We start from the raw sequence: 21,044 nt of genomic DNA, 5'->3' as shown, positions 1-21,044 counted from the left end.
GGTCGTTGTCCTAGTCGATGCGTTGGGTCAGGTGCGCGATGGATTCGCTTGGGGACAATGCAGTCCCCTTCAGGTGGTCGAGAACGTCTCGGTAGTCGGCGATCTCCTCCTGCTTCTCCAGGTACAACCCGTCGTTGCGGGTCTCCAGGTAGACGATCGGCCTGTCCATAGGGTTCGGAAAGTCCAACAGGACGAACGGGCCGCCGGTCCCAGCGTGGAGACCCTTGGAGAAGGGGAGCACCTGAATCGTGATCGTGTTCGCCCCCTTCGCGCAGGCGATCAGGTGCCGGATCTGCTCGCGCATCACCTCAGGGGCGTCCGAGGTGGCCGGACGCACTAGAGCCGCTTCGTCGATGATGGCCCACAGCCGCGGCGGATTGTCGCGTCGGAGGATCTGTTGGCGTCGCATGCGGATATCGACACCGCGTTCGACGTCATCGGGGGCGTTCAGTGCCGCACGCGCTGAGGCAGCCGCGTAGTGGGCGGTCTGTAGCAGTCCTGGGATGGCACCGACCTGGTAGGTGGCAATCGAGGATGCTTCAGCCTCCAGCCCGATGTAGGCACCGGCGAGGAGGTCGCCGTAGGACGTCCACCAGCCCTTCGCGCGTGACTGTCGGGTCAGTTCGAGGAGCGCTTCGCGGCGGGCTGGGTTGGTCACCTCGTAGACGTCGAGGAGCAGACCGACGTCGCTGACGTAGGGGCGAAGCCGCTTCCCAGTCTCGATGTTCGCGATCTTGGCGCGGGACCATTCGAGCTTCTCGGCTGCCTGTTCCAGGGTGTAGCCCTTGGCGGCCCGGAGCTGCCTCAGCTCCTCGGACAGGCGTCGGCGCCTGATGGTTGGGCTGTAGTCACCACTGGGATCTGGCATGTGTGCATGGTAAAGCCGTGTTCCCTTTGGGGCCAATGTCTGATTCACCTCTTCCTCTTCACTGTCACCACTTCATGAGTAGGACTTAGAAAACGGTGATTCACCGTTTTAGATGGACCATACCTAACCCAGACATGGCCCTCGTGGCCTTCCCTGAAGGAGGCGCTCTGTGCGCTACCTGCTCCTGTTCCTGTTGGCGCTGTGGCCCCCTGCCCGCGCCGTCGTCCGTCCCCCGCAGGCCGACCGTGCCCCGGGCCCCGTGCGTCGGCTCGTGCGCGACGCCGTCCGCCCCCGCCGTGCCGCCCGTGCCCGGCGCTACGCCCGTCCGGGGCCCGCGCTGCCGTCGATCGTGTCCGGGCCGGGTGACCTGCTGCGCCTGTTCCCCGGTCCGACACTGGCCGCCGCCGTTCCGGGCCTGCTGAGGGCGGGGTGGCGGTGATGGACCGGCCGGAGGTGCGCCGCGCCCTGGACGAACTGATCGCGGGCCGCTGGGTGGTCTCGTTCGAGGTCGACGACGAGGGGGCCAGGACCTACACCGCGACCCGCCCCGTCGGCTGGTCCGGCGACGGCGACCCCTTCGAGCGGCTGGAGGCCCTCTCGCGCGAGGAGCTGTTCTCGGTCATCGCGCGCCGTACGCTGCGCGTCGTCCCTCCTCCCCGCGAAGGGGGCTACCGGTGAGCGAGAACATCGAGGGCAGGCCGAGGCTGCTGACGGCCGGTGAGGTCGCGGCGATGTTCCGGGTCGCGAGCGCCACCGTCAACCGGTGGGTCCGCCAGGGCCGGGTGCGGTGCGTGCGCACGCCGGGCGGCGGTCAGCGGTTCGACGAGGCCGAGATCCGCCGCGTCGTCGGCGACCAGACGGGCGGGCGGCCGTGAACGACTGGGAGAACTCCCCTCTGACGCCCGAGGAAGAGCGCGCGGTCGAGACCCAGGGGCGCTGGGTCGCGCTGCGGATCGCCTGGGAGGAGAACCTCCGCGCCCGGGGCGAGCGGGTGCCGGGTCCGTTCGAGAACGCCGCGTGGGGCGACTAGAGGCCGGACAGGGCGCGCGGCGTCGCGGTCCTCGTACGGCGCGGCGTCGTGGCCGACCGGGCGGCCTCCGCCCGCCCCCCTCCACCTCTCCTCCTGCGGTCGGCGGTCCGTCCGACCTTTCACCGGGGCCGCTTCCTCGACGCCGTCGCGTGCGGCGGCCCCGGAGACCATCGCGGCGGCGAGGGCCGGGACCCGGCCGGTGCGGGCCCGCACGCCGTACCGTCCGGGTCCACGGGAGGCTCAGCGGAACGCGTCGGCGTTCTCCCGGACCCACTGCCCGAACGTCCTGGCGGGGGCTCCGCTGACCTGGGCAACGGTGTCGCGCACCGTGAGCAGTTCCTCGTTGACGTCGCCGCCCGTGATGTCGAGGATCGCCGCCGCGACCTCGTCGCCCAGGAACGCGGCCATGTCGCGGTGGGCCTCCTCCCGGCTGATCTCGACGAACGGCACCTCGCGTCCCAGCTCCCGCGCGACGGCTTCGAGCTGCTGTCGGGGCGTGATCCGTCGTGGACCGGTCAGCGCGTGGGTCTGTCCCCGGTGGACGGGTTCGGTCAGCGCGGCGCGGGCCACCGACGCGATGTCCGCGGGGTGGATCGCGGGCAGCCCGACGTCCGCGTAGGGCACGCGGACCGGTCGGCGCTCACGGATCGCCTCCGCCCACCACAGGGCGTTGGAGGCGAACTGGGTCGGCCGCAGGACCGTCCACGCCATGCCGTTGTCCTTGAGCGCGCGCTCGACGGCCAGGTTCGCGGCGGCGGGACCCAGGTGCGGGTGGCTCTGGACGGTCATGGACGACACCAGCACCACGTGCTCGACACCGGCCCGCCGGGCGAGGTCGAGGATCTCGGCGTCCGGGCCCATGCCCGGCACCAGGAACAGGGAACGCACGCCTTCCAACGCGGGCGTGAGTGAGCCGGGTCGGCCCATGTCGCCTTCGACGGCTTCGACGGCGGCCGGGAACCCGGCCCGCGCGATGTCACGGGTGAGGCCCCTGAACGGTCCGGCGCCGCGGTTCTGGAGCTCGTTCAGCAACGCGCGTCCGATGTTTCCGGTCGCGCCGGTCACAAGGATCATGTCTTCTCTTCCTACCGTCGGCCGATGGGCTGGCACGACGTTAGAACGTCAACCTTTATTGAGGTCAACCGTGCCGGTAGGGCCGTGAACGTCCGCGGTCGCGGGTCCGGGCAGACGCCGCACCGCTCCAGGGCCGCGACACCGCGGGGCGCGCGGTCAGCGCTCCTCGGACTGGGCCAGGCGGTGCAGCCAGTTCGGCGGGCGGTGGTGGACGCGTCGGCGGATGCGTTCGCCGATCCGGCCGACGGCCAGATCGTGCGCGAGCCCGCACGCGCGCGCCACGCCCCAGGCGCGGCTGTCGCCGTGCGCGATCACCACGGTCCCGTTCAACCCCAGCAGCGCGGCCCCGCCGTAGGTCTCGCTGTCCAGCCGGTCCCGCAGCTCCCGCAGCGCCCTGCGCTGGAGGAACGCCCCCACCTTCGCCGCCGCGGACGAGGTCAGCGCCTCCCGGAACGCCTCCATCGCGAACGTCGCCGTGCCCTCCACCGACTTCAGCGCCACGTTCCCCGTGTGGCCGTCGGTCACCACCACGTCCACCCGCCGCGCCAGCAGGTCGTGGCCCTCGATGTTGCCCCGGAAGTCCATGCTGTGGGACTCCTCGGCGGTGGCCGCCAACAGCTCCGTCGCCCTGCGCACGAGCTTGTTGCCCTTGCCCGGCTCCGACCCGATGGTCAGGATCCCCACCCGCGGCCGCTCCACCCCGAACGCCGTGTGCGCGTAGGCGCATCCCAGGTGGGCGAACTGCACGAGCATCTCCGGCTTGGCGTCGGCGTTGGCGCCCGCGTCCACCAGCACCGTCGGCGTCTCCCCGGTCGGCAGCGTCACCGCCAGCGCCGGGCGCAGCACGCCGGGCTGGGTCCGCAGCCGGACGGTGGAGGTCGCCACCACACCGCCCGTGGACCCGGCCGAGACGAGGGCGTCGGCGTCGCCGCGGCGGATCAGACGGCACGCGACGGCGGCGCTGGACCGGGGGCGGCGCCAGCTCGCCAGGGCGCCCTCGTGCATCGCCAGACTGTCCTCGGCGTGCACCACGGGCACGTCGCGCAGGGCGTTCTCCTCGGCGAGCAGCCGGGCGATCTCCGGTCGCCGACCGACCAGCACCACCCGCAGCCCGAGCTCGCGGACGGCGAGCACCGCGCCCCGGACGATCTCCGCGGGCGCGCGGTCGCCGCCCATCGCGTCCACCGCGACGATCGGCGGGGACGTGCGCGGCGCGACGGGAGCGTCGGCGGCCGCGTCGGATGTGCCACTCAACTGGGTGTGTCCTTCACGGGTGAGGTCGGTGGTCGGGCGTGCGGCCCCCGACGTTCGCGCGGGTCGGTCGGGAAGGCCCGGAGACGCGTGTCACACGCGGTGCGGGCGTGCGCGACGGGCCCGCAGACACGGTATCGGGTCGCCCCTGGAACGCCTGGGTTCGGTGGGTTCGTATCCTCGTGCGAGGATACTTCCCGTATGTCCAGGTCAGGGCTGGATATTGCGGTTGGTGGGTACAAAACCCCTTGTCGGGGTATACCCGCTTGCCGGTTCGGGTGTTCGAGCGACACCGGGATCGACCCACACACTGAATTTCCGTCACAGGTGGACCGCCGGTGTCCCCGCACACCGGACCCGCCTGATCAGGGCTGCCTGACGGTACTCCGTCACGGCCCTGCACGTATGCAGGAGAGGAGAGGCGTGAGCGTAACGCCAGACGCGGCACTGTCCCCGTCCGCCGGACGTCGGTTTCGTGCCTACACGACGAAACACCTCGACGAGCTCACGGCGCGAGCAGGACTCGACGCTGACGAGCGGCTCGCGGTGCAAGCGGTGGCCAACGTGCTCCCGTTCCGGGTCAACAGCTACGTCGTCGACGAGCTGATCGACTGGGACGCGGCACCGGACGATCCGATCTACCGGCTCGTCTTCCCGCAGGCAGACATGCTGCCCTCTGGCGATGTCGCCAGGATCGCCGATCTGATCCGTTCCGGCGCCTCGCGCAAGGAGCTCAACGAGGCCGCCAACCGGATCCGCGCCGACCTGAACCCGCACCCCGCGGGCCAGATGGACCTCAACGTGCCCAAGACGGTGAACGAGGAACCCATCCCGGGCGTGCAGCACAAGTACAAGGAGACGGTCCTCTTCTTCCCGAAGCAGGGCCAGACGTGCCACGCGTACTGCACCTACTGCTTCCGCTGGGCCCAGTTCGTCGGCGACGCGGACCTGAAGTTCGCCTCCAGCGAGATCGACCAGCTGGTCGAGTACGTCCGCAGCCACCCCGAGGTCACCAGCGTCCTGTTCACCGGCGGCGACCCGATGATCATGGGCGAGGGGGTGATCTCCAAGTACATCGAGCCGCTGCTGGAGATCGAGCACCTCGAGGCCATCCGCATCGGCACCAAGGCCCTCGCCTACTGGCCGCAGCGCTTCGTCACCGACCCCGACGCCGACGACACCCTCCGCCTGTTCGAGAAGGTCGTCGCCTCGGGCAAGAACCTCGCGTTCATGGCGCACTTCTCGCACCCCAACGAGATGCGTCCGGAACTCGTGCAGGAGGCCGTGCGCCGTATCCGCTCGACCGGCGCCGTCATCCGCACGCAGGCCCCCCTGATCCGCACGATCAACGACGACTCGGCCACGTGGGAGAGCATGTGGCGCACGCACCTGCGCCACGGCATGGTCCCCTACTACATGTTCGTCGAGCGCGACACGGGTCCGCAGGACTACTTCGCCGTGCCGCTCGCGGAGGCCTACGAGATCTTCCGCGGCGCGTACCAGAAGGTGTCCGGTCTGGCGCGCACGGTCCGCGGGCCGTCGATGTCGGCGACCCCGGGCAAGGTGTGCGTGGACGGCGTCACCGAGGTGGCGGGCGAGAAGGTGTTCGTCCTGCACTTCATCCAGGCGCGCGACCCGGAGCTGGTCGGCAGGCCCTTCTTCGCCAAGTACGACGAGAAGGCGGCCTGGCTGTTCGACCTCAAGCCCGCGCTGGGCGCGACCCACTTCCCGTGGGAGAACCCGCCCGCCGCGGTCAACGGTCTGGTGGACCCCACCCGCCTGTAGGCGGGAGCGTGTGAGGAACACGGAGCCCGGCACCGTTCGCGGTGCCGGGCTCCACGCGCGTCCGGACCGTGGACGGCGGCCGCCGGAAGTGGGATGGGCTGGCGACCGACGGCCTGGACGCTCTCCGGGCAGGTCTCGGTGTGGGGGAGGGCCCGGGAGGCGGGGAGGGCCGGGCGGGAGGGCCCGGAGGGCCGAGGCGGTACCGGGGGGACGGGGGCAGGGTCGGGGCGCGCTCTCGGCGGGGTCCGGCCGGGGGGCCGGGCGGGGCGCCTCAGGCGATCAGCGCGTCGAAGTCCCCGGTCTTGGCGCCGTTGACGAAGGCCTTGATCTCGGCGGGGGTGTAGACCAGCGCGGGGCCCTGGGGGTCGCGGGAGTTGCGCACGGCGATGTCCCCGTCCGGGAGGGTGGCGATCTCGACGCAGTTGCCCTCCGGGTTGCTCCAGCTGCTCTTGATCCAGACGACATTCGGCAGATGGCTCGCGGGAACGCCGTTGTAGATCGGATGCATGTCAACCTCCTGGAACTTCGGGGACTCGTGAGCGGGTGTCCGTACGCGGCTGTCCAGTGCGTCGCGCCCGTCGCGGACGAACCACCGCGCCGTCGCCGGGCGGATCGGGCCTGGAGTACAGGATGGCCCGCGATCCGCGCGGGTTCGTCTCGTCCTTGGTGCGGCCAAAGCGTAACTCATGCACGTGCAGACGTGATTACATCGGTAAGTACATGAGGCGGAACCCGGGGTCACCCGCGGGTGTCGTCGCATGTCATGCCTTACGCGGGCGGGCGTGTGGCGGTTCGCGCGGCGCGGATCGTGTCCGAGTCGTGGCCGGAGTCGGTCATTCGAGAACAACTCGCCCAGGAGTGGGCATCCCACCGGGGAGCGGTCCGCCCCCGTGGCATCACCGAACGTGACTGACCGTGAGCGCGGGGGTGTCGCGTCCGGGAGTGCCCGCGCTAGGAGTACCGCTCCTGGAACCCGCGCAGGATGCCCTCGGTCTCGTTCGGCGGAGGGGCCTGGGTAGCGAGGTGGTCCATCGTCTGGGCGTAGCGGTGGGTGTCGTCGTACTTGTCGAAGTACAGCGCGCTGCTCAGCTGCTCCAGGTAGACGACGTCGGGCAGCTGCGGGGTGGGGAAGCGCAGGATGCTGAACGGACCCCCGGCGGCGGCGTGGCCGCCCATGGCGAAGGTGGCCACCTGGATGGTGATGTTGGGCCGGCGCGCCATCTCGATGAGGTGCTCGATCTGGCCGCGCATGACGTCGTCGTCGCCGTAGGGGCGGTGCAGGACGGCCTCGTCGATGACCGCCCACAGGCGGGGCGCCCGGGGTTCGACGAAGCGGCGCTGCCGGTGCATGCGCATGTTGACGCGGTTGGTCACGTCCTCCTCGGAGGTGGCGGTACGCGACAGGCGGATCACGGAGCGGGCGTAGTCCTCGCTCTGGAGCAGTCCCGGCACGAACTGGACCTCGAAGGTGCGGATGATCGAGGCGGCCTCCTCCAGGCCGATGTAGACGCCGAACCACTGGGGGAGGACGTCGCCGTACTTGTGCCACCACCCCTGGGCGTTGGCGCTGGAGATGAGTCCGAGGAGCGCCTCACGCTCGCCGGCGTCGTCGACTCCGTAGAGTTTCAGCAGGTCGTCGACGTCACGCGGCTTGAAACTGACCTGTCCCAGTTCCATGCGGCTGATCTTGGCGTGCGAGGCGCGGATGGCGTATCCGGCGTCGTGGCGGGAAATGCCCCTGTCCTGGCGCAGGCGTCGGAGCTGGCTCCCGAGGAGAATGCGCAGCACCGTGGGGCCGCCGCTGGAATTCGCCAGGAAATCCTGAGTGACCTGCATATTCTCTGCGCGGTCGGCGACCACGTCACCCTCCCTGTAGCGGCTTCGGCGCTGGCGACCGCTCAGTATACCCAGAGGTCACGGAAGTGGACAGGGGTGTGCGTATCGGGTTTGAGCGGTGCAAGACGCCACTGTGCCAGGCGTAATCGTGTGTACCGGAGAGTGAATTCTTCGCCGGGGATCTACCGTTTCGGGCTCTTCGTCCTATAGTCTTGCCAACCGTTGCGCTGCACGTGCATCCGTAACTTACGGATGTAAGCGACGTTGACCACGTCGGACCGGGCCGCGTGAACCGACATCACCACGTGAGGACCGTGATGAACGCAGAGCTGGTGTCCTCGGGGGTCGACTCCGAGGCATCCTGGAGCCGTCCGCCGCTCTCGGAGGCGACCGGCGGCCTCCTGGGCGGTTGGTGGGAGTGCACGCTGGGCCGCCTGGACGCGGGGGAGTGCGCGCGCACGCCCGACACCGTGGCGAGGGCCTTCGAGGCCACGCCCGACTCGGTCCGCGCGGCCCGCGAACTCGCGGCCGGCGCGGTCGAGGAGTGGGGGCTCGCGGAGGTCGGCGACGATCTGCGGCTGATCGTGTCGGAACTGGTCGGCAATGCTTGTCGGCACGCGGTTCCCGAGGGCCGGTCTCCGGAGGAAACTCGTGTTCTCCTGCAATTGCGGCATCTGAGCGCGCGGCGCCAGGTCGTGTGCATGGTCGCCGACCAGGTGGAACGCGGGCCGGTGAAGGTGGAGGCACACCATTTCGCGGAATCGGGGCGCGGCCTCGGCCTCGTCGCCGCGTTCAGTCGGACATGGGGTTGGGATCCGGTCCGAGGCGAAGGAAAGATCGTTTGGGCGGTTTGTGGTGGTGAAGACTGAAATACGACCCCTCCCGACCGGATAACGGTCATCCGATGCCTCCGGGGGACAACGGACCCGCCGTTCGGGCGGAGTAGGCTGTCAGCGCATGTCGGTATTTGCCCGACGGCGTTGTGACGAGAGTCCTCTCCGAACCCGGGAGCGAGGCGTGACCGTGCTGGACACGGAACGGGGCCGGTTCGCGTGCGGTGGGACCATTGTGGTCGAACTGGACGGCGAGATCGACCTGGCCACGGCGGACCAGGTGTTCGACCGTCTCGTGGCCGCGACGGCGCGCGCGTGCGTGATCGCGGACCTGACCGCGGTGGAGTTCATCGACGCCTCCGGAGTGAACGCCCTCATCGCCGCCGTCCACGCCGCCACCGGGTCCCAGCGCCACCTGGTCCTGGCCGCGCCGCCCCGGCAGCTCTCCCGGATCCTGGACGTCCTGTCGCTGCACGGCGTGCTGCCCACGCACACCGACGTCGTCGACGCCCGCGCCGCCCACGACCGCACCGCCGCCCGAACGCGTTGACGGGGCGCGTCCGGCGGGGACGGAACTCCCCGGGACACACCCCGTCGTCCGCGCTCCGGAGGGCGGCTACTCCACGGTGACGCTCTTGGCCAGGTTGCGCGGCTGGTCCACGTCGTTGCCCTTGGCCAGGGCCAGCTCGCACGCGAACACCTGCATCGGGATCGTCGACACGATCGGCTGGAGCAGGGTCGGCACCGCCGGGATCTCGATGAGCACGTCCGAGTACGGCCGCACCGACTCGTCGCCCTCCTCCGCGATCACGATGGTGCGGGCGCCGCGGGCGCGCACCTCCTGGATGTTGGACACGATCTTGTCGTGCAGCACGCTGCGGCCCTTGGGCGAGGGCACCACGATGACGACCGGAACGCCGTCCTCGATCAGCGCGATCGAGCCGTGCTTCAGCTCGCCCGCCGCGAACGCCTCCGCGTGCATGTAGGCGAGCTCCTTGAGCTTGAGCGCGCCCTCCATCGCCACCGGGTACCCCACGTGGCGGCCCAGGAACAGCACGGTGTCGGCGTCCGACATCGACCGCGCCAGGTCCCGCACCGGGTCGACGGTGTCCAGGACCCGCTCGACCTGCTGCGGCATCGTGGCCAACTGCGCGATGACCGCGCTGATCTCGTCGCCGAACTTCAGCCCCCGCACCTGGGCCAGGTACAGGCCGATGAGGTAGCACGCGGCGAGCTGGGTCAGGAAGGTCTTGGTCGCGGCGACGCCCACCTCCGGGCCCGCGTGCGTGTACAGCACGCCGTCCGACTCGCGCGGGATGGTCGAACCGTTGACGTTGCAGATCGCCAGCACGCGGGCGCGCTGCTCACGGGCGTACCGCACCGCCATGAGGGTGTCCATGCTCTCGCCGGACTGCGAGATGGCGATGACCAGCGTCTGCTGGTTCAGGATCGGGTCCCGGTAGCGGAACTCGCTGGCCACCTCGACCTCGCACGGGATGCGGCACCAGTGCTCGATGGCGTACTTGGCGATGAGGCCCGCGTGGTAGGAGGTCCCGCACGCGATGATGACGATCTTCTCGACCGTGCGCAGCTCCTCGGGGGACAGCCGCATCTCGTCGAGCGTCAGCTGGCCGTCCGCGGTCACGCGGCCCAGGAGGGTGTCGGCCACGGCCTGCGGCTGCTCGACGATCTCCTTGAGCATGAAGTAGTCGTAGCCGCCCTTCTCGGCGGCGGACGCGTCCCAGTCCACGTGGTACTCGCGCACGTCGACGGCGTTGCCGTCGTAGTCGGTGACGACGACGGAGTCGGCGCGCAGTTCCACGACCTGGTCCTGGCCCAGCTCGACGGCCTCGCGGGTGTGCGCGATGAACGCGGCCACGTCGCTGGCCAGGAAGTTCTCGCCCTCGCCGCGGCCGACGACCAGCGGCGAGTTGCGGCGGGCCGCGACCACGAGACCGGGGTCGTCGACCGAGGTCGCCACGAGCGTGAAGGCGCCCTCCAGACGGCGGCACATCGCGCGCATGGCGGCGGCCAGGTCCCCGTCGCCGCGCTGCCTGAGCTCGGTCGCGAGCAGGTGCGCGGTGACCTCGGTGTCCGTCTCGGAGGTGAACTTGCAGCCCTGGTCCTCGAGCTCGACGCGCAGGGCGGCGAAGTTCTCGATGATGCCGTTGTGCACCACGGCCACCCGGTGGTCGTTGTCCACGTGGGGGTGGGCGTTGACGTCGTTCGGCGCGCCGTGGGTGGCCCAGCGCGTGTGGCCGATCCCGGCGCCGTCCCCGTCCACGGGGTGGTTGTCCAGCGCCTGGCGCAGGTTGGCGAGCTTGCCCGCCCGCTTCTCGGTGTGCAGGGCGCCCTGGCCCTGCACCGCGACGCCCGCGGAGTCATATCCGCGGTATTCCAACCTCGCGAGGCCGTCCACGACGACCTGGAGCGCCGGTTGCGGCCCGACGTAGCCAACGATTCCGCACATGAGCGCCAGCGTAGGCCAAACCGGATGGTGAAGCGACCAACCAGTGCCCCATACCACTCGCTGTTTTCGCAGGTAACGGTATAGACCATTTGGTGTACTGCGGGTAGACCGCGCAGGTCGGGGGCGGCGTCGTGACGCAGAGTGGAACCGTACTCGCGAGTTCGGAACCGGGAAAAAATTCCTGGGAGGCCGGGTGCGTGAACGTGTGGTTTCGGGCACGTTCACATCGCGGGACGGCCGGGAGGCGCGGGGCGGGTGTCCGCCGTGCACGCCCAAGGGGGGACCGGCCGCCCGGGGCGCTCAGGGGGCTCGTCTAGTGTGGTCAACCGTGTCTTACGCGACGAAGAACGGCGTGTCCTCGCCGTACGTGGAGCTCGACAGAGCGGCCTGGGCGGCCCTGCGCGCCTCCACGCCGCTGTCCCTGACCGAGGCGGACCTGGCCGCGCTCCGCGGCACCACCGACCCGACCTCGCTGGACGACGTACGGGACGTCTACCTGCCCCTGTCGCGCCTGCTCAACCTCTACGTCGGCGCCACCCAGCAGAGGCACGCCGCCGTGCGCGGCTTCCTCGGCGAGGCCGACCGGCCCTCGCCGTTCATCATCGGCGTCGCGGGCAGCGTCGCCGTCGGCAAGTCCACGACCGCCCGCCTGCTGCGCTCCCTGCTCGCCCAGTGGCCCAACCACCCCGACGTGGAACTGGTCAGCACCGACAACTTCCTCCACCCCAACGCCGTCCTCCAGGCGCGCGGGCTGATGCGCCGCAAGGGCTTCCCCGAGAGCTACGACCGCCGCGCGCTGGTGCGCTTCGTGTCGGAGATGAAGGCGGGCGCCGAGCGCATCGACATCCCCGTCTACTCCCACCTGGCCTACGACACCGTGGCCGGCGAGCGGCAGACCGTCCGCCGCCCGGACATCCTCATCGTCGAGGGCATCAACGTCCTCCAACCGGCGACCGCCGGGCGCCTGGCGGTGGCCGACTTCTTCGACTTCTCCATCTACGTGGACGCCAAGGTGGAGAACATCCGGAGCTGGTACCTCGACCGCTTCCGGGAACTGAGGCGCACCGCGTTCGCCGACCCGCGCTCCTACTTCCACCACATGGCCACGACCATCGGCGAGGAGGAGGCCCTGGAGTTCGCGGCCAACACCTGGCGCACGATCAACGAGGTCAACCTGGTGGAGAACATCCGCCCGACGCGAGGCCGCGCCACCCTGGTCCTGTTCAAGGGCGACGACCACCGCGTCCAGCGGGTCCGCCTGCGCAAGACCTGACCCGCGCCGGACCCGGCGCCCGAAGGCCGCGCCGCCGGACGGACGATTCCGGTTGCCGACGGCCTCCGGCGGCGCTAGGGTTGGCCCCTCTTCATCCGGCCGCGCCCCTTCCTGGGTGCCGTGTGCTGTGACGGATCGGAACGAACCGGGCCTCCGAGGCGACCGGGGCGGGACCCGCGCACGCGCGTGGCCGTGCCATGTCCCGCCTAGCGCCTCCGAGGTCCGTGCATGACCACGACCGATCCCTCCGACGTGCCCGTGAGCCCCGAGCTCCGGGCCGAACGCGACCACCTCGCCGCCGCCCGCGCCGCGCTGACCCGCATGCGGGAGGAGGTCCAGGGCACCTCCCTCATGCTCGGCGACGTCGTCAACGACAAGGTCACCAACGCCGCGCTCCGGCGCGGCCGCGAGCGCCGTCTCGCCGCCCTGGCCGACGTGCCCGGCGCCCCGCTCTTCTTCGGCCGCCTCGACTTCGACCCCGGCACCGTCTTCGTCGACGACGACGACGCCGGGCGCGCCGACGCCCCCGACCGGGTGCACGTCGGCCGCCGCCACGTCCACGACGCCGACGGGCGACCCATGGTCCTGGACTGGCGCGCGCCCCTGTGCGTCGCCTACTACCGTGCCTCGCCCACCGACCGGATGGGCGTGCTCAACCGCCGCCGCTACGGCTTCGGAGGCAGCGGCGCGGAGGCCGTCCTCACCGCCTTCGAGGACGAGCCGCTCACCGCCGAGGACGCGGGCCCCGCCGCCGGCGACCTGCTCGCGGCCGAGATCGAGCGCCCCCGCACCGGCCCGATGCGCGACATCGTCGCCACCATCCAGCCCGAACAGGACGACCTGGTCCGCGCCCCGCTGGAGACCACACTGTGCGTCCAGGGCGCGCCCGGCACCGGCAAGACCGCCGTCGGCCTGCACCGCGTCGCCTTCCTCCTCTACACCGAACGCGAACGCCTCGCCCGCTCCGGCGTCGCGATCATCGGCCCCAACCGCTCCTTCCTCTCCTACATCCGCGACGTCCTGCCCGCGCTCGGCGAGGTGGACGTCGCCCAGACCACGGTGACCGAACTCCTCACCGCGGACCTGCCCGAACGCGCGCGCCCCGCCGCCGGGTGGGTGCGCCGGACCGAGGAGCCCGCCGCCGCGCGCGTCAAGGGCGGGGCACGGATGGCCGAGGTCCTGCGCCGCGACCTGTGGTCCCGCCTGCGCGCACCCGGGGAGGCCGTGGTGGTCCGCCGGGGGGCCCGCCGCTGGCGCCTGTACCCGGAGGACCTGCGCCCCCTGCTGGAGGAGTTGGCCGAACGCGGTGTCGCCTACGGGTCGGGCCGTGAACTGCTCTCGCACCGCATCGCGCACGCCGTCCTGTCGCTCATGGAGGCAGCAGGGGAGGTGTGCGACGACCGCACGCACGCGCAGGTGCGCCGCGACCCCGCGGTCAGGTCGGCCGTGAACGCCCTGTGGCCCAAGGTCGACCCGCTCACGCTGGTGCTGGGCCTGCTCACCGACCCCGAGCGCCTCGCCCGCGCCGCCGACGGGCTGCTCACCCCCGACGAGCAGGCCGCCGTCCTGCTGCCGGGACGGCCGCGCGGGCCCCGGTCGGCGCACTGGTCCGAGGAGGACCTGGCGCTGGTGGACGAGGCCGCCGGGTTGGTGGAGCGCCCCGCCGGTCTGGGGCACGTCGTCGTGGACGAGGCCCAGGACCTGAGCCCGATGCAGTGCCGCGCGATCGGGAGGCGCTGCGTGTCGGGTTCGCTGACCGTGCTCGGCGACATCGCCCAGGGGACCAGCCCGTCGGCGGCGAAGAACTGGTCCACGCTCCTGGAACACCTGGGCAAGCCCACGGGCCATCTGCGCGTCCTGGACCGCGGCTACCGCGTCCCGGCGCAGATCATCGACTTCGCGGCCCGCCTGTTGCCCGCGATCGCGCCCGGACTGGGCGCGCCCGGCGCCGTCCGCCGGACGGAGGGGGCGCTGACCGTCACCTCGGTGGACGGGCCGCTCGCCCCGGCCGTCGCCGAGGCGTGCCGGGACGCGCTCAAGGGGGAGGGATCGGTCGGGCTGATCGCGGCCGACCGGGAACTCCCGGCCCTGCGCGACGCCCTGACCGCCGAGGGGTTGTCCGTTCCGCTCCTCGGCGCGGCCGACCCCGACGCGGGCCGCCTGGTGGCCGTGCCCGCGAGCCTGGCCAAGGGCCTGGAGTTCGACGCGGTCGTGGTCGCCGAACCCGCCTCCGTGGTGGCCGCCGAGGAGCGCGGGGCCAACCGGCTCTACGTGGTGCTGACCCGCGCGGTGAGCACCCTGCGCGTGGTTCACACCCAGCCCCTCCCCGAACCACTCGGGTGAGGCCGCGGACCGGGGCCCGTGTCCGTCGTGGCGGTGGCCGGGCCCCGGGCCGTCAGCTCGCGGTGGCCGAACCGGCGGCCGAGATCTGGGAGATCCGCTGGTGCGAGACACCGAGGAGCAGAGCGGCGTCCCGTCAGTGCGCGACCCCCGCCGCCTGTCCGTCGTGCGTGCGTCTCCACTGGCCGGGGATGATCCCCGCGGCCAGCAGCCAGAGCGCGACGGTCACCAGGTGCGCCCGTTCGAGCAGGCCCAGCGCGACCCCCGGGTCCCCGTCGCCCGCGGACCAGAACCGCACCCCCGCCAGGACCAGGACGGCCGTGGCCGTGACCGCCTGGAGCCCGGCCATGACCGCCACGAACAGCCACGCGGGATCGCTCGCGCGCCACCGGTTCACCGTCAGCGCGACGACGCTCAGCAGCGCCGCGACGACCGACGCCACCGACAGCAGCGCCTGCGCGACCGACGCACCGTGCACGCCCTCGGCCAGCGCCTCCGCGGCGCACGCCACGTCCGTGGACACCCGGCACGGGCCGGGCATCAGCGACGTGGCCAGGGAGACCGCGCCGAAGGCCGCCATCGACCACCAGGAGACCCGGAGCCAGCGCCGCGTCTGTCGCGCGCCCAGGGACAGCCCCAGCGCCGCCGCGACGATGACCAGGATCGACGCGATGCGGTGGGTGCTGTCGAGGAAACGGCCGAAGGTGGTCCCCGGCTCGGCCAGCGCGCCCTGCGCGGCCCCGCCGCCGGGCAGGACGATCTCCGCTACCCACAGGCTGAAGACCACGGCCGCGGCCACGGCCGCGACCCTTCCGTCGCGGTAGTCCCAGTGCAGACTCGCGGTGCTCGTGTCAGGCATGGCGCCCTCCGGTTCCGCTGACGGCCCTCTACTCCTCTATGGGACGTGGCCCGGCGCGTTCACGTTCCGTCCTCCGACGGAATGCGGCTCGCTTTCGAACCTACGTCACCCAACTCGCGGCGGCACCGTTATCCACAGGTGTGTGTTGGCGCGCCATGATCGGGGAGCAGGCAAGGACCAGTACTCCGCGCGCGGGACCGTCGGGAACCGCGCTGTCATGGGTATGACCGACAGGAAGGCGACACGTGATGGACGGTGCGGCCACGACCCGGTGGCTGATCGTGGGTGTGGACGGCAGCGACTCCAGCAGACACGCGCTGGAGTGGACCGCCCACCAGGCCGTGCTGCGCGGGCTCGGGCTGCGGATCGTCGTCGCGGCCAGTTCCCCGGCCACCGTCGGCGTGTTCGCCGCTCCCGTCCCCGGGGAGGAGCCCCAGCCCGTGGTCGGGGCCGACACCACCGCGGCCGAGCGCCTCCTGGCGTACGCCGCCGACTGGGTGTCCCGCCTCTTCCCGGAACTGGAGGTGGACCCGCGGCTGTCCTCCGCCCGTCCGCTGGACGCCCTGCTCGTGGAGGCGGCCGACCCGGGCGCCGCCGCGGTCGTGGTCGGGTCGCGCGGGCTCAGCGGGTTCCTCGCGGCGTTCGTGGGGTCGGTGGGGATCGAACTGGCCGCCCGGTCGCCCGTCCCCGTCGTGGTCATGCCGCACGCGCACGCCTCCGCGCACGGCGTCCGGGGGCGGGTGATCGTCGGCGTCGACGGTTCCGAGCCCAGCCGCCGGGCGCTGGAGTTCGGCTTCGCCCAGGCGGAGTTCGCCCAGGCCGAACTGGTCGCGGTGTGCGCCTGGCAGCCCCTGGTCGCCTTCGCCGCGGCCACCGGCCCCATCCCGCCCGAGCTGTTCGACGACACCACGGCGGCCGAGGCGGCGCGCCAGTCCCTGGAGGAGGAGATCGCCGACGCGCGCCTGCGGCACCCGGGGGTGGCCGTGACCCCGCGCGTGGTGCGCGCCCACCCCGTGGTCGCGCTGCTGGAGGAGGCGACCCCCGCCGACCTCATCGTGGTCGGCTCCCGCGGGCGGGGCGGCGTGCGGGGTCTGCTGCTCGGGTCGGTGAGCCACTCGGTCCTGCACGGCGCCAAGGGGCCCGTGGCGATACTGCGCTGACCCCGGCCCGGCGGCCCCTCGCCGCTCCGCCCCGGCCCGCCGCCCCGTTCCTCAGCCGCGGGTACGCAGGCGCAGCGCCAGCTCCGGACACATGCGCACGGCCAGTTCCGCGTCGCCCACCAGCGCGTCCGGGACGAGGACGTCCCGATCCTGCGGGTACCCGTTCCGGTCGAGCCGCACCAGGCCCGGCAGCAGCTCCGCGCACAGTCCGTGGCCGTCGCAGCGCGACCAGTCCAGGTGCAGCCGGGCCCCGCGGTCCGCCGGTTCCTCCGTCAACGGCAGCTCGCCGGCGACGGGACGCCCGCACCCTCCGGTGAGCGCGTGCGCGGACAGGTCCTCGGCGAACACCGCCAGCGCACTGCGTGCGAACGCCGCGCTCCCGTCGGGGTGGGCGCAGGCCCCCTTGCCCTCGCCCACCTCCGCCGCCGCCAGCACGGACTCCGGATCGCCCTCGCCGCCGACCAGGGCGGCGAACGACTCGGCCAGGGACGGCAGCCCGCGCACGCACGGACCGCACTGGCCCGCGCTCTCCCCGGCCAGATAGCGCAGCACGCGTTCGACCTCCCCCGACGGACACGTCGAACCGGACAGGGGCAGGACGACGCCCGCGCCCAGGGTGCCGCCGACCTCCGCCATCCCCTCGCGGGACAGGCAGGCCCGGGCGACGACGTCGGGGGCGAGCCAGGCCCCGTGGTAGCCGCCGACGAGCACGGCCTGCCCGGGGGAGACGTCGCACAGGTGCAGGACCTGGACCAGAGGGGTTCCGGCGGGAGCCTCCACGACGACGGATCCGCCGACCGTGAGCAGGACCGTTCCCGGTTGGTCCGCGGTCCCCACCGACGAGTACCGGTAGGCGCCGCCGAGGGCGAGCAGCGCCGCGTGCGCGTAGGTCTCGGCGTTGGACAGCAGGGTGGGCAGGCCCGCGACCCCGCTCTCGCTCGCGCGCCGCGGCTCGCCGGGCGGGATCGGCGCCGCGCCGTTGACGGCCTGGACGAGGGCGCCCGCCTGCCCGGAGACGAACCGGTGCGGTGTCCGGACCATGCGGAAGACCATGGCCGACCGGCGCTCGGCCACCGCCGCGCGCAGCGACTCCTGGGCCGGATCCTCGTCGGCGCCGGGCACGCGGCGGTCGGCGACCCCCACGACGACCTCGGGCGCCCCGAGGGCGCGGGCGGCCAGCTCGGCGCCGTCGAGCACCAGGTGGGGGAGGCGTTCGAGCAGCGTCCGGTCCTTCGCGCTGCCGGGCTCGCCCTCGGCCGCGTTCACCACCACGCGCGCGGGCGCGCGCCGGCGGAGCGCGGAGCGCAGCACGGCGCGGAGTTTGCGGGCGAAGGGGAATCCGGCGCCGCCGCACCCGCGGAGGGCGCCGAGTTCGGCGAGGACGACGAGGTCGTCGGCGGTGATCCCGGGGAGCTCGCCGTGCAGGCGCAGGTGGGTGTCGAAGTCGACGCGCTGGTGCTCGTCCAGGCCCAGGGTCAGCCGGGGGCGGCCGATGGTCAGGGTGATCACGGGTGTCCCTCCCGGTGCGGGGACGGGCGGACGGCGGGTTCGGGGGCGGGGACGGAGCCGGGCGGGGTCAGGAGTTCGGAGGCGGCCCGGTCGCCTACCCGTTCGTCGGGTTCGGGCCGTGTGGTCACCACCAGGCGCAGGACGAGGGCGGCGCAGACGGCCAGGAGGCACAGCAGGTAGCCGACCACGACCCAGGCGGAGGGCGCCCGTCCCACGGTCAACCCGTGCACCAGGGCCAGCGGCCAACACAGGTAGGCGGCCAGGTGGACCGCGCGCCACGTCCACGAACGCGACGTCCCGGCGAACCGTCCGCGCAGGGCTCCCGTGACGGCGACGGCGATCAACAGATCGGTGGCGATGATCCCGTGCGCGACCGCCGCGTCCGCACCGAACGGGAGTACCGCGTGGGCCGCGTTCAACCGGGTGAACGAAATCTGCAGGACGACGTGGGGAAAGAGGAAGCCCATGGAAATGAGCGCCGCCGCCTTGTGGGATGATTGGTGGACTATTCGCAGGCGTGGGGTGCTGATAATCCGGTCTGTGGCGATAATGCCAAGAGTCATTGTCACAGTGAGTCCGGCAAGCGATATCGCGCCCGAATAGGTCCAGAGAAGATCCTGGACAACGCGGGTCACCACGAGGCTTTCGGGAGCGGTCAGAGCCAGAAGGGTGTTCGCCGTGACCGCTCCCACCAGGAGTGAAACCCAGTGCCACGGGCGTGGTCGGCGCGGTCGGCGGCTGCGGATCAGGTGTCTGACATCCAGCGTACTTCCGCGGGTTCTGCGGTTTCTTTCGAACATGCTGTCCACCTCTGTTCTGCGCCGTGCGGTGTGCTTCCGCACGGCGCGACCGAATTGGTGGGAGGTTCGCGAGTCACGCTCGTGGCGGCCGAAGGTAGCACCGGTCGACGGTCTCCGCCAGGTGTTCTCGGTTTTTCCTCCGGCGGTTCCCGGTTGTCAAGACCCTGGCGTGGGTTTTTTCCTCCGACAAAACCCCAGTTCAGAAGTGAGATCGGTGAAAGAACGCACTTGCGAATGCCGGGCGAGCCGATGTTCCGCGCCATACTGTGCGGCAGCCGGGCTATCACGGTCAGATAAAGACGCTCGGTAACCCAGTCTGATGGGAGAGGCATGTGAACACAGAGGTGAAGGGCGCCACCGCCCTCGGCCTGACCCTGTTCCTCCTGGTCACCGGATGCTCCACCGGCGATCCCGCCGTCGACCCCGCCGGGGGCGCCCCCGGCGACGCGGCCTCCGCCGACGACGGCGAGACCGCACCCGACACGGGCGGCGGCGGTGACGTCGTGGCCCTCGGCACCGTCTGGGACGACCGGTTCGGCGACATCCTCACGGACGGGGACGGCAACGTCCTCTACCGGTTCGCCGACGACCCGCGGAACGAGTCGTCCTGCGTCGACGGATGCGCGGAGAACTGGCCGCCGCTGGACGTCGGCGACGACGGCGCGCCCGTCAGCGTCGAGGGCGCGGCCACGGCCGACCTCGTGGCCACGATCGAGCGGGACGACGGGTCGTTACAGGTGGCCTACTCCGGATGGCCGCTGTACACCTACACCGGCGACGCCGCCCCGGGCGACGTCAACGGCCAGGGTGTGGCCGACGCCTGGTACGTCGTCGCGCCCGACGGCGGGATGGTCACCGCGGCCCAGGACGCGGCCGACGGCTCCACCGACGCCGGTTCCGACGGCACGGACGGATACGGATACGGCGGCGACGGTCGGCAGCCGCCCTCCCACCGCGTGACGGCCCCGGGCGTCCCCGCTCGGTCCGGAGCCTGATCGCGATGGCTCTCCGCAGCACCCAGCGCCGCGTCGAGGGCATCCACCGCGCCGATCCCGGCGCCTCCTCGCGCGGGAGCCGGGCGCGTTGGCGGTCCCCCCGCTCGATCGAGCTCCTCGGCGTGGTCGGCTTCCTGGTCGTCGCGTCGATGACGGTGTTCATGATCGCCCCGAACGGCTCCACGAGCGTCGCGGGCGTGTTCTGGAACGACTGGGTCAGCACCGAGTCCGGCCCGCTCGGCCCGGCCGACGTCGACGCGCTGATCAAGGTGCGCCAGGCCGGCCTGTGGGAGATCCCCGTGGGCCAGCAGGCCCGGGACCGGGCCCAACTCGACCGGGTCCGCGAGGTGGGCGCGATCCTGGCCGAGGACCACACGCTCATGGACGAGCAGGTGCGCGACCTCGCGGCGCGGCTCGACGTGCGCCTGCCCAACGCACCCAACCGGGACCAGCAGCGCTGGATGGACGAGCTGTCCGAACTGTCCGGGGCCGAGTTCGACCGGGTGTTCGCCAACCGCCTGCGCGCCGCCCACGGCGGGGTCGTCCAGGTCCTGGCCGAGGTCCGGGCGGGAACGCGCAACGAGCTCGTCCGTTCCTTCTGCCAGCACGCGATGCTCATGGTGCTGAGGCACATCACGCTGCTGGAGAGCACCGGTCTGGTCGAGTACGGGGAACTGCCCGCGCCGCGTCCTCCGGAACGGCGCCCGCTGCCCTGACCCGGGCGAACGCTCACGAACCACTCCCCACAGGGGCCCGGAGGGGCGCCCGGCGCGCCCGCCCTCCCTCACCGCGCCCGCCCCCTCCGGGCCCCGCACCCCTTCTTCCGTGTCCATCCCGCTGGCGCGCGGTGCGCACCGCGCGCCCGCCCGCAGGGGGGTAAGAAAATGCCGCAAGAAAGAACCCGGCCACGCACCGGGCCGCGACCCTCCAGGCGGACCCGCCCACCGCACCCGCACCCCGA

21 protein-coding genes are annotated in these 21,044 nt (G+C 72.0%); 12 read left to right on the top strand and 9 right to left on the bottom strand.

The genetic code is table 11. From position 1 onward, the window contains the following. Positions 1-10: 10 nt before the first annotated feature. Positions 11-868 carry a helix-turn-helix domain-containing protein gene (locus ACIBFB_RS05285; protein ID WP_397226483.1) on the bottom strand — a complete coding sequence of 286 codons (858 nt, stop codon included), beginning with the start codon at positions 866-868 and terminating at the stop codon, positions 11-13. A gap of 169 nt (positions 869-1,037) precedes the next feature. On the opposite strand from ACIBFB_RS05285, the gene ACIBFB_RS05280 reads away from it, so the two are divergent. The 4 genes from ACIBFB_RS05280 to ACIBFB_RS05265 are packed head-to-tail and all read left to right on the top strand — an operon-like array spanning position 1,038 to position 1,898. Beyond that, positions 1,038-1,307, top strand: coding sequence for a hypothetical protein (locus ACIBFB_RS05280; RefSeq protein ID WP_397226482.1), 270 nt, complete (start codon positions 1,038-1,040; stop codon positions 1,305-1,307). Further along, a complete protein-coding gene (locus ACIBFB_RS05275) occupies positions 1,307-1,546 on the top strand; it encodes a hypothetical protein (RefSeq protein ID WP_397226480.1) in 240 nt (79 codons plus the stop codon). Before ACIBFB_RS05280 ends, ACIBFB_RS05275 begins: the two co-directional genes overlap by 1 nt. Further along, on the top strand, positions 1,543-1,743 hold the full coding sequence (locus ACIBFB_RS05270; protein ID WP_397226478.1) for a helix-turn-helix domain-containing protein: 201 nt from the start codon (positions 1,543-1,545) through the stop codon (positions 1,741-1,743). The genes ACIBFB_RS05275 and ACIBFB_RS05270 overlap by 4 nt, the downstream gene beginning before the upstream one ends. Beyond that, positions 1,740-1,898, top strand: coding sequence for a hypothetical protein (locus ACIBFB_RS05265; RefSeq protein ID WP_397226476.1), 159 nt, complete (start codon positions 1,740-1,742; stop codon positions 1,896-1,898). The genes ACIBFB_RS05270 and ACIBFB_RS05265 overlap by 4 nt, the downstream gene beginning before the upstream one ends. A 240-nt stretch (positions 1,899-2,138) precedes the next feature. Here the strand turns inward: ACIBFB_RS05265 and ACIBFB_RS05260 are convergent, their stop codons facing one another. Together ACIBFB_RS05260 and plsX are read right to left on the bottom strand one after the other, a co-directional pair. After that, the gene (locus ACIBFB_RS05260; protein WP_397226474.1) at positions 2,139-2,972 is read right to left on the bottom strand and encodes an SDR family oxidoreductase; all 834 of its coding nucleotides are present in this window, start codon (positions 2,970-2,972) and stop codon (positions 2,139-2,141) included. Positions 2,973-3,128: 156 nt separating this feature from the next. Further along, positions 3,129-4,226 (bottom strand): phosphate acyltransferase PlsX, encoded by a 1,098-nt coding sequence (gene plsX / locus ACIBFB_RS05255; RefSeq protein WP_397226472.1) that lies wholly within the window; start codon positions 4,224-4,226, stop codon positions 3,129-3,131. A gap of 420 nt (positions 4,227-4,646) precedes the next feature. Here plsX and ACIBFB_RS05250 point away from each other — a divergent pair, with 420 nt between their 5' ends. Further along, on the top strand, positions 4,647-6,008 hold the full coding sequence (locus tag ACIBFB_RS05250) for a KamA family radical SAM protein (RefSeq protein ID WP_397226470.1): 1,362 nt from the start codon (positions 4,647-4,649) through the stop codon (positions 6,006-6,008). A 271-nt stretch (positions 6,009-6,279) separates the two neighbouring features. Here ACIBFB_RS05250 and ACIBFB_RS05245 read toward each other — a convergent pair whose 3' ends face one another. Both ACIBFB_RS05245 and ACIBFB_RS05240 read right to left on the bottom strand, forming a co-directional pair. Further along, complete coding sequence (locus tag ACIBFB_RS05245; protein ID WP_358561955.1) at positions 6,280-6,516, bottom strand: DUF397 domain-containing protein; 237 nt, start codon at positions 6,514-6,516, stop codon at positions 6,280-6,282. Between the two features lie 443 nt (positions 6,517-6,959). Further along, complete coding sequence (locus ACIBFB_RS05240) at positions 6,960-7,844, bottom strand: helix-turn-helix domain-containing protein (RefSeq protein ID WP_397226468.1); 885 nt, start codon at positions 7,842-7,844, stop codon at positions 6,960-6,962. A 317-nt stretch (positions 7,845-8,161) separates the two neighbouring features. Between ACIBFB_RS05240 and ACIBFB_RS05235 the strand changes: the two genes are divergently transcribed. Beyond that, the gene (locus ACIBFB_RS05235) at positions 8,162-8,713 is read left to right on the top strand and encodes an ATP-binding protein (protein WP_397226466.1); all 552 of its coding nucleotides are present in this window, start codon (positions 8,162-8,164) and stop codon (positions 8,711-8,713) included. Positions 8,714-8,861: 148 nt separating this feature from the next. Continuing rightward, complete coding sequence (locus tag ACIBFB_RS05230; RefSeq protein ID WP_397226464.1) at positions 8,862-9,227, top strand: STAS domain-containing protein; 366 nt, start codon at positions 8,862-8,864, stop codon at positions 9,225-9,227. 66 nt (positions 9,228-9,293) lie between these two features. On the opposite strand, the gene glmS is transcribed toward ACIBFB_RS05230, so the two are convergent. Then, positions 9,294-11,147 carry a glutamine--fructose-6-phosphate transaminase (isomerizing) gene (gene glmS / locus ACIBFB_RS05225; RefSeq protein ID WP_397226462.1) on the bottom strand — a complete coding sequence of 618 codons (1,854 nt, stop codon included), beginning with the start codon at positions 11,145-11,147 and terminating at the stop codon, positions 9,294-9,296. Positions 11,148-11,514: 367 nt separating this feature from the next. Here glmS and coaA point away from each other — a divergent pair, with 367 nt between their 5' ends. Both coaA and ACIBFB_RS05215 read left to right on the top strand, forming a co-directional pair. After that, a complete protein-coding gene (coaA, locus tag ACIBFB_RS05220; RefSeq protein WP_397227500.1) occupies positions 11,515-12,420 on the top strand; it encodes a type I pantothenate kinase in 906 nt (301 codons plus the stop codon). Between the two features lie 228 nt (positions 12,421-12,648). Continuing rightward, positions 12,649-14,763, top strand: a complete 2,115-nt coding sequence (locus ACIBFB_RS05215; RefSeq protein WP_397226460.1) for a HelD family protein — start codon at positions 12,649-12,651, stop codon at positions 14,761-14,763. A gap of 133 nt (positions 14,764-14,896) precedes the next feature. Here the strand turns inward: ACIBFB_RS05215 and ACIBFB_RS05210 are convergent, their stop codons facing one another. After that, the gene (locus ACIBFB_RS05210) at positions 14,897-15,619 is read right to left on the bottom strand and encodes a DUF998 domain-containing protein (protein ID WP_397226458.1); all 723 of its coding nucleotides are present in this window, start codon (positions 15,617-15,619) and stop codon (positions 14,897-14,899) included. Positions 15,620-15,867: 248 nt separating this feature from the next. Here ACIBFB_RS05210 and ACIBFB_RS05205 point away from each other — a divergent pair, with 248 nt between their 5' ends. Continuing rightward, positions 15,868-16,779 carry a universal stress protein gene (locus tag ACIBFB_RS05205; protein WP_397227498.1) on the top strand — a complete coding sequence of 304 codons (912 nt, stop codon included), beginning with the start codon at positions 15,868-15,870 and terminating at the stop codon, positions 16,777-16,779. Positions 16,780-16,830: 51 nt separating this feature from the next. Here ACIBFB_RS05205 and ACIBFB_RS05200 read toward each other — a convergent pair whose 3' ends face one another. Continuing rightward, the gene (locus ACIBFB_RS05200) at positions 16,831-18,288 is read right to left on the bottom strand and encodes an NADH-ubiquinone oxidoreductase-F iron-sulfur binding region domain-containing protein (RefSeq protein WP_397226456.1); all 1,458 of its coding nucleotides are present in this window, start codon (positions 18,286-18,288) and stop codon (positions 16,831-16,833) included. Next, positions 18,285-18,755, bottom strand: a complete 471-nt coding sequence (locus ACIBFB_RS05195; RefSeq protein ID WP_397226454.1) for a hypothetical protein — start codon at positions 18,753-18,755, stop codon at positions 18,285-18,287. Before ACIBFB_RS05195 ends, ACIBFB_RS05200 begins: the two co-directional genes overlap by 4 nt. Before the next feature lie 665 nt (positions 18,756-19,420). On the opposite strand from ACIBFB_RS05195, the gene ACIBFB_RS05190 reads away from it, so the two are divergent. Continuing rightward, positions 19,421-20,083, top strand: a complete 663-nt coding sequence (locus tag ACIBFB_RS05190) for a hypothetical protein (RefSeq protein ID WP_397226452.1) — start codon at positions 19,421-19,423, stop codon at positions 20,081-20,083. Positions 20,084-20,088: 5 nt separating this feature from the next. Continuing rightward, complete coding sequence (locus tag ACIBFB_RS05185) at positions 20,089-20,799, top strand: DUF4142 domain-containing protein (protein ID WP_397226450.1); 711 nt, start codon at positions 20,089-20,091, stop codon at positions 20,797-20,799. Positions 20,800-21,044 lie beyond the last annotated feature (245 nt).

The sequence above is a fragment of the Nocardiopsis sp. NPDC050513 genome, assembly GCF_044457925.1.
GTDB lineage: Bacteria > Actinomycetota > Actinomycetes > Streptosporangiales > Streptosporangiaceae > Nocardiopsis.
The sequence above is the reverse complement of the archived record's forward strand: the minus strand, read 5'-3'. Positions and strand labels throughout refer to the sequence as shown.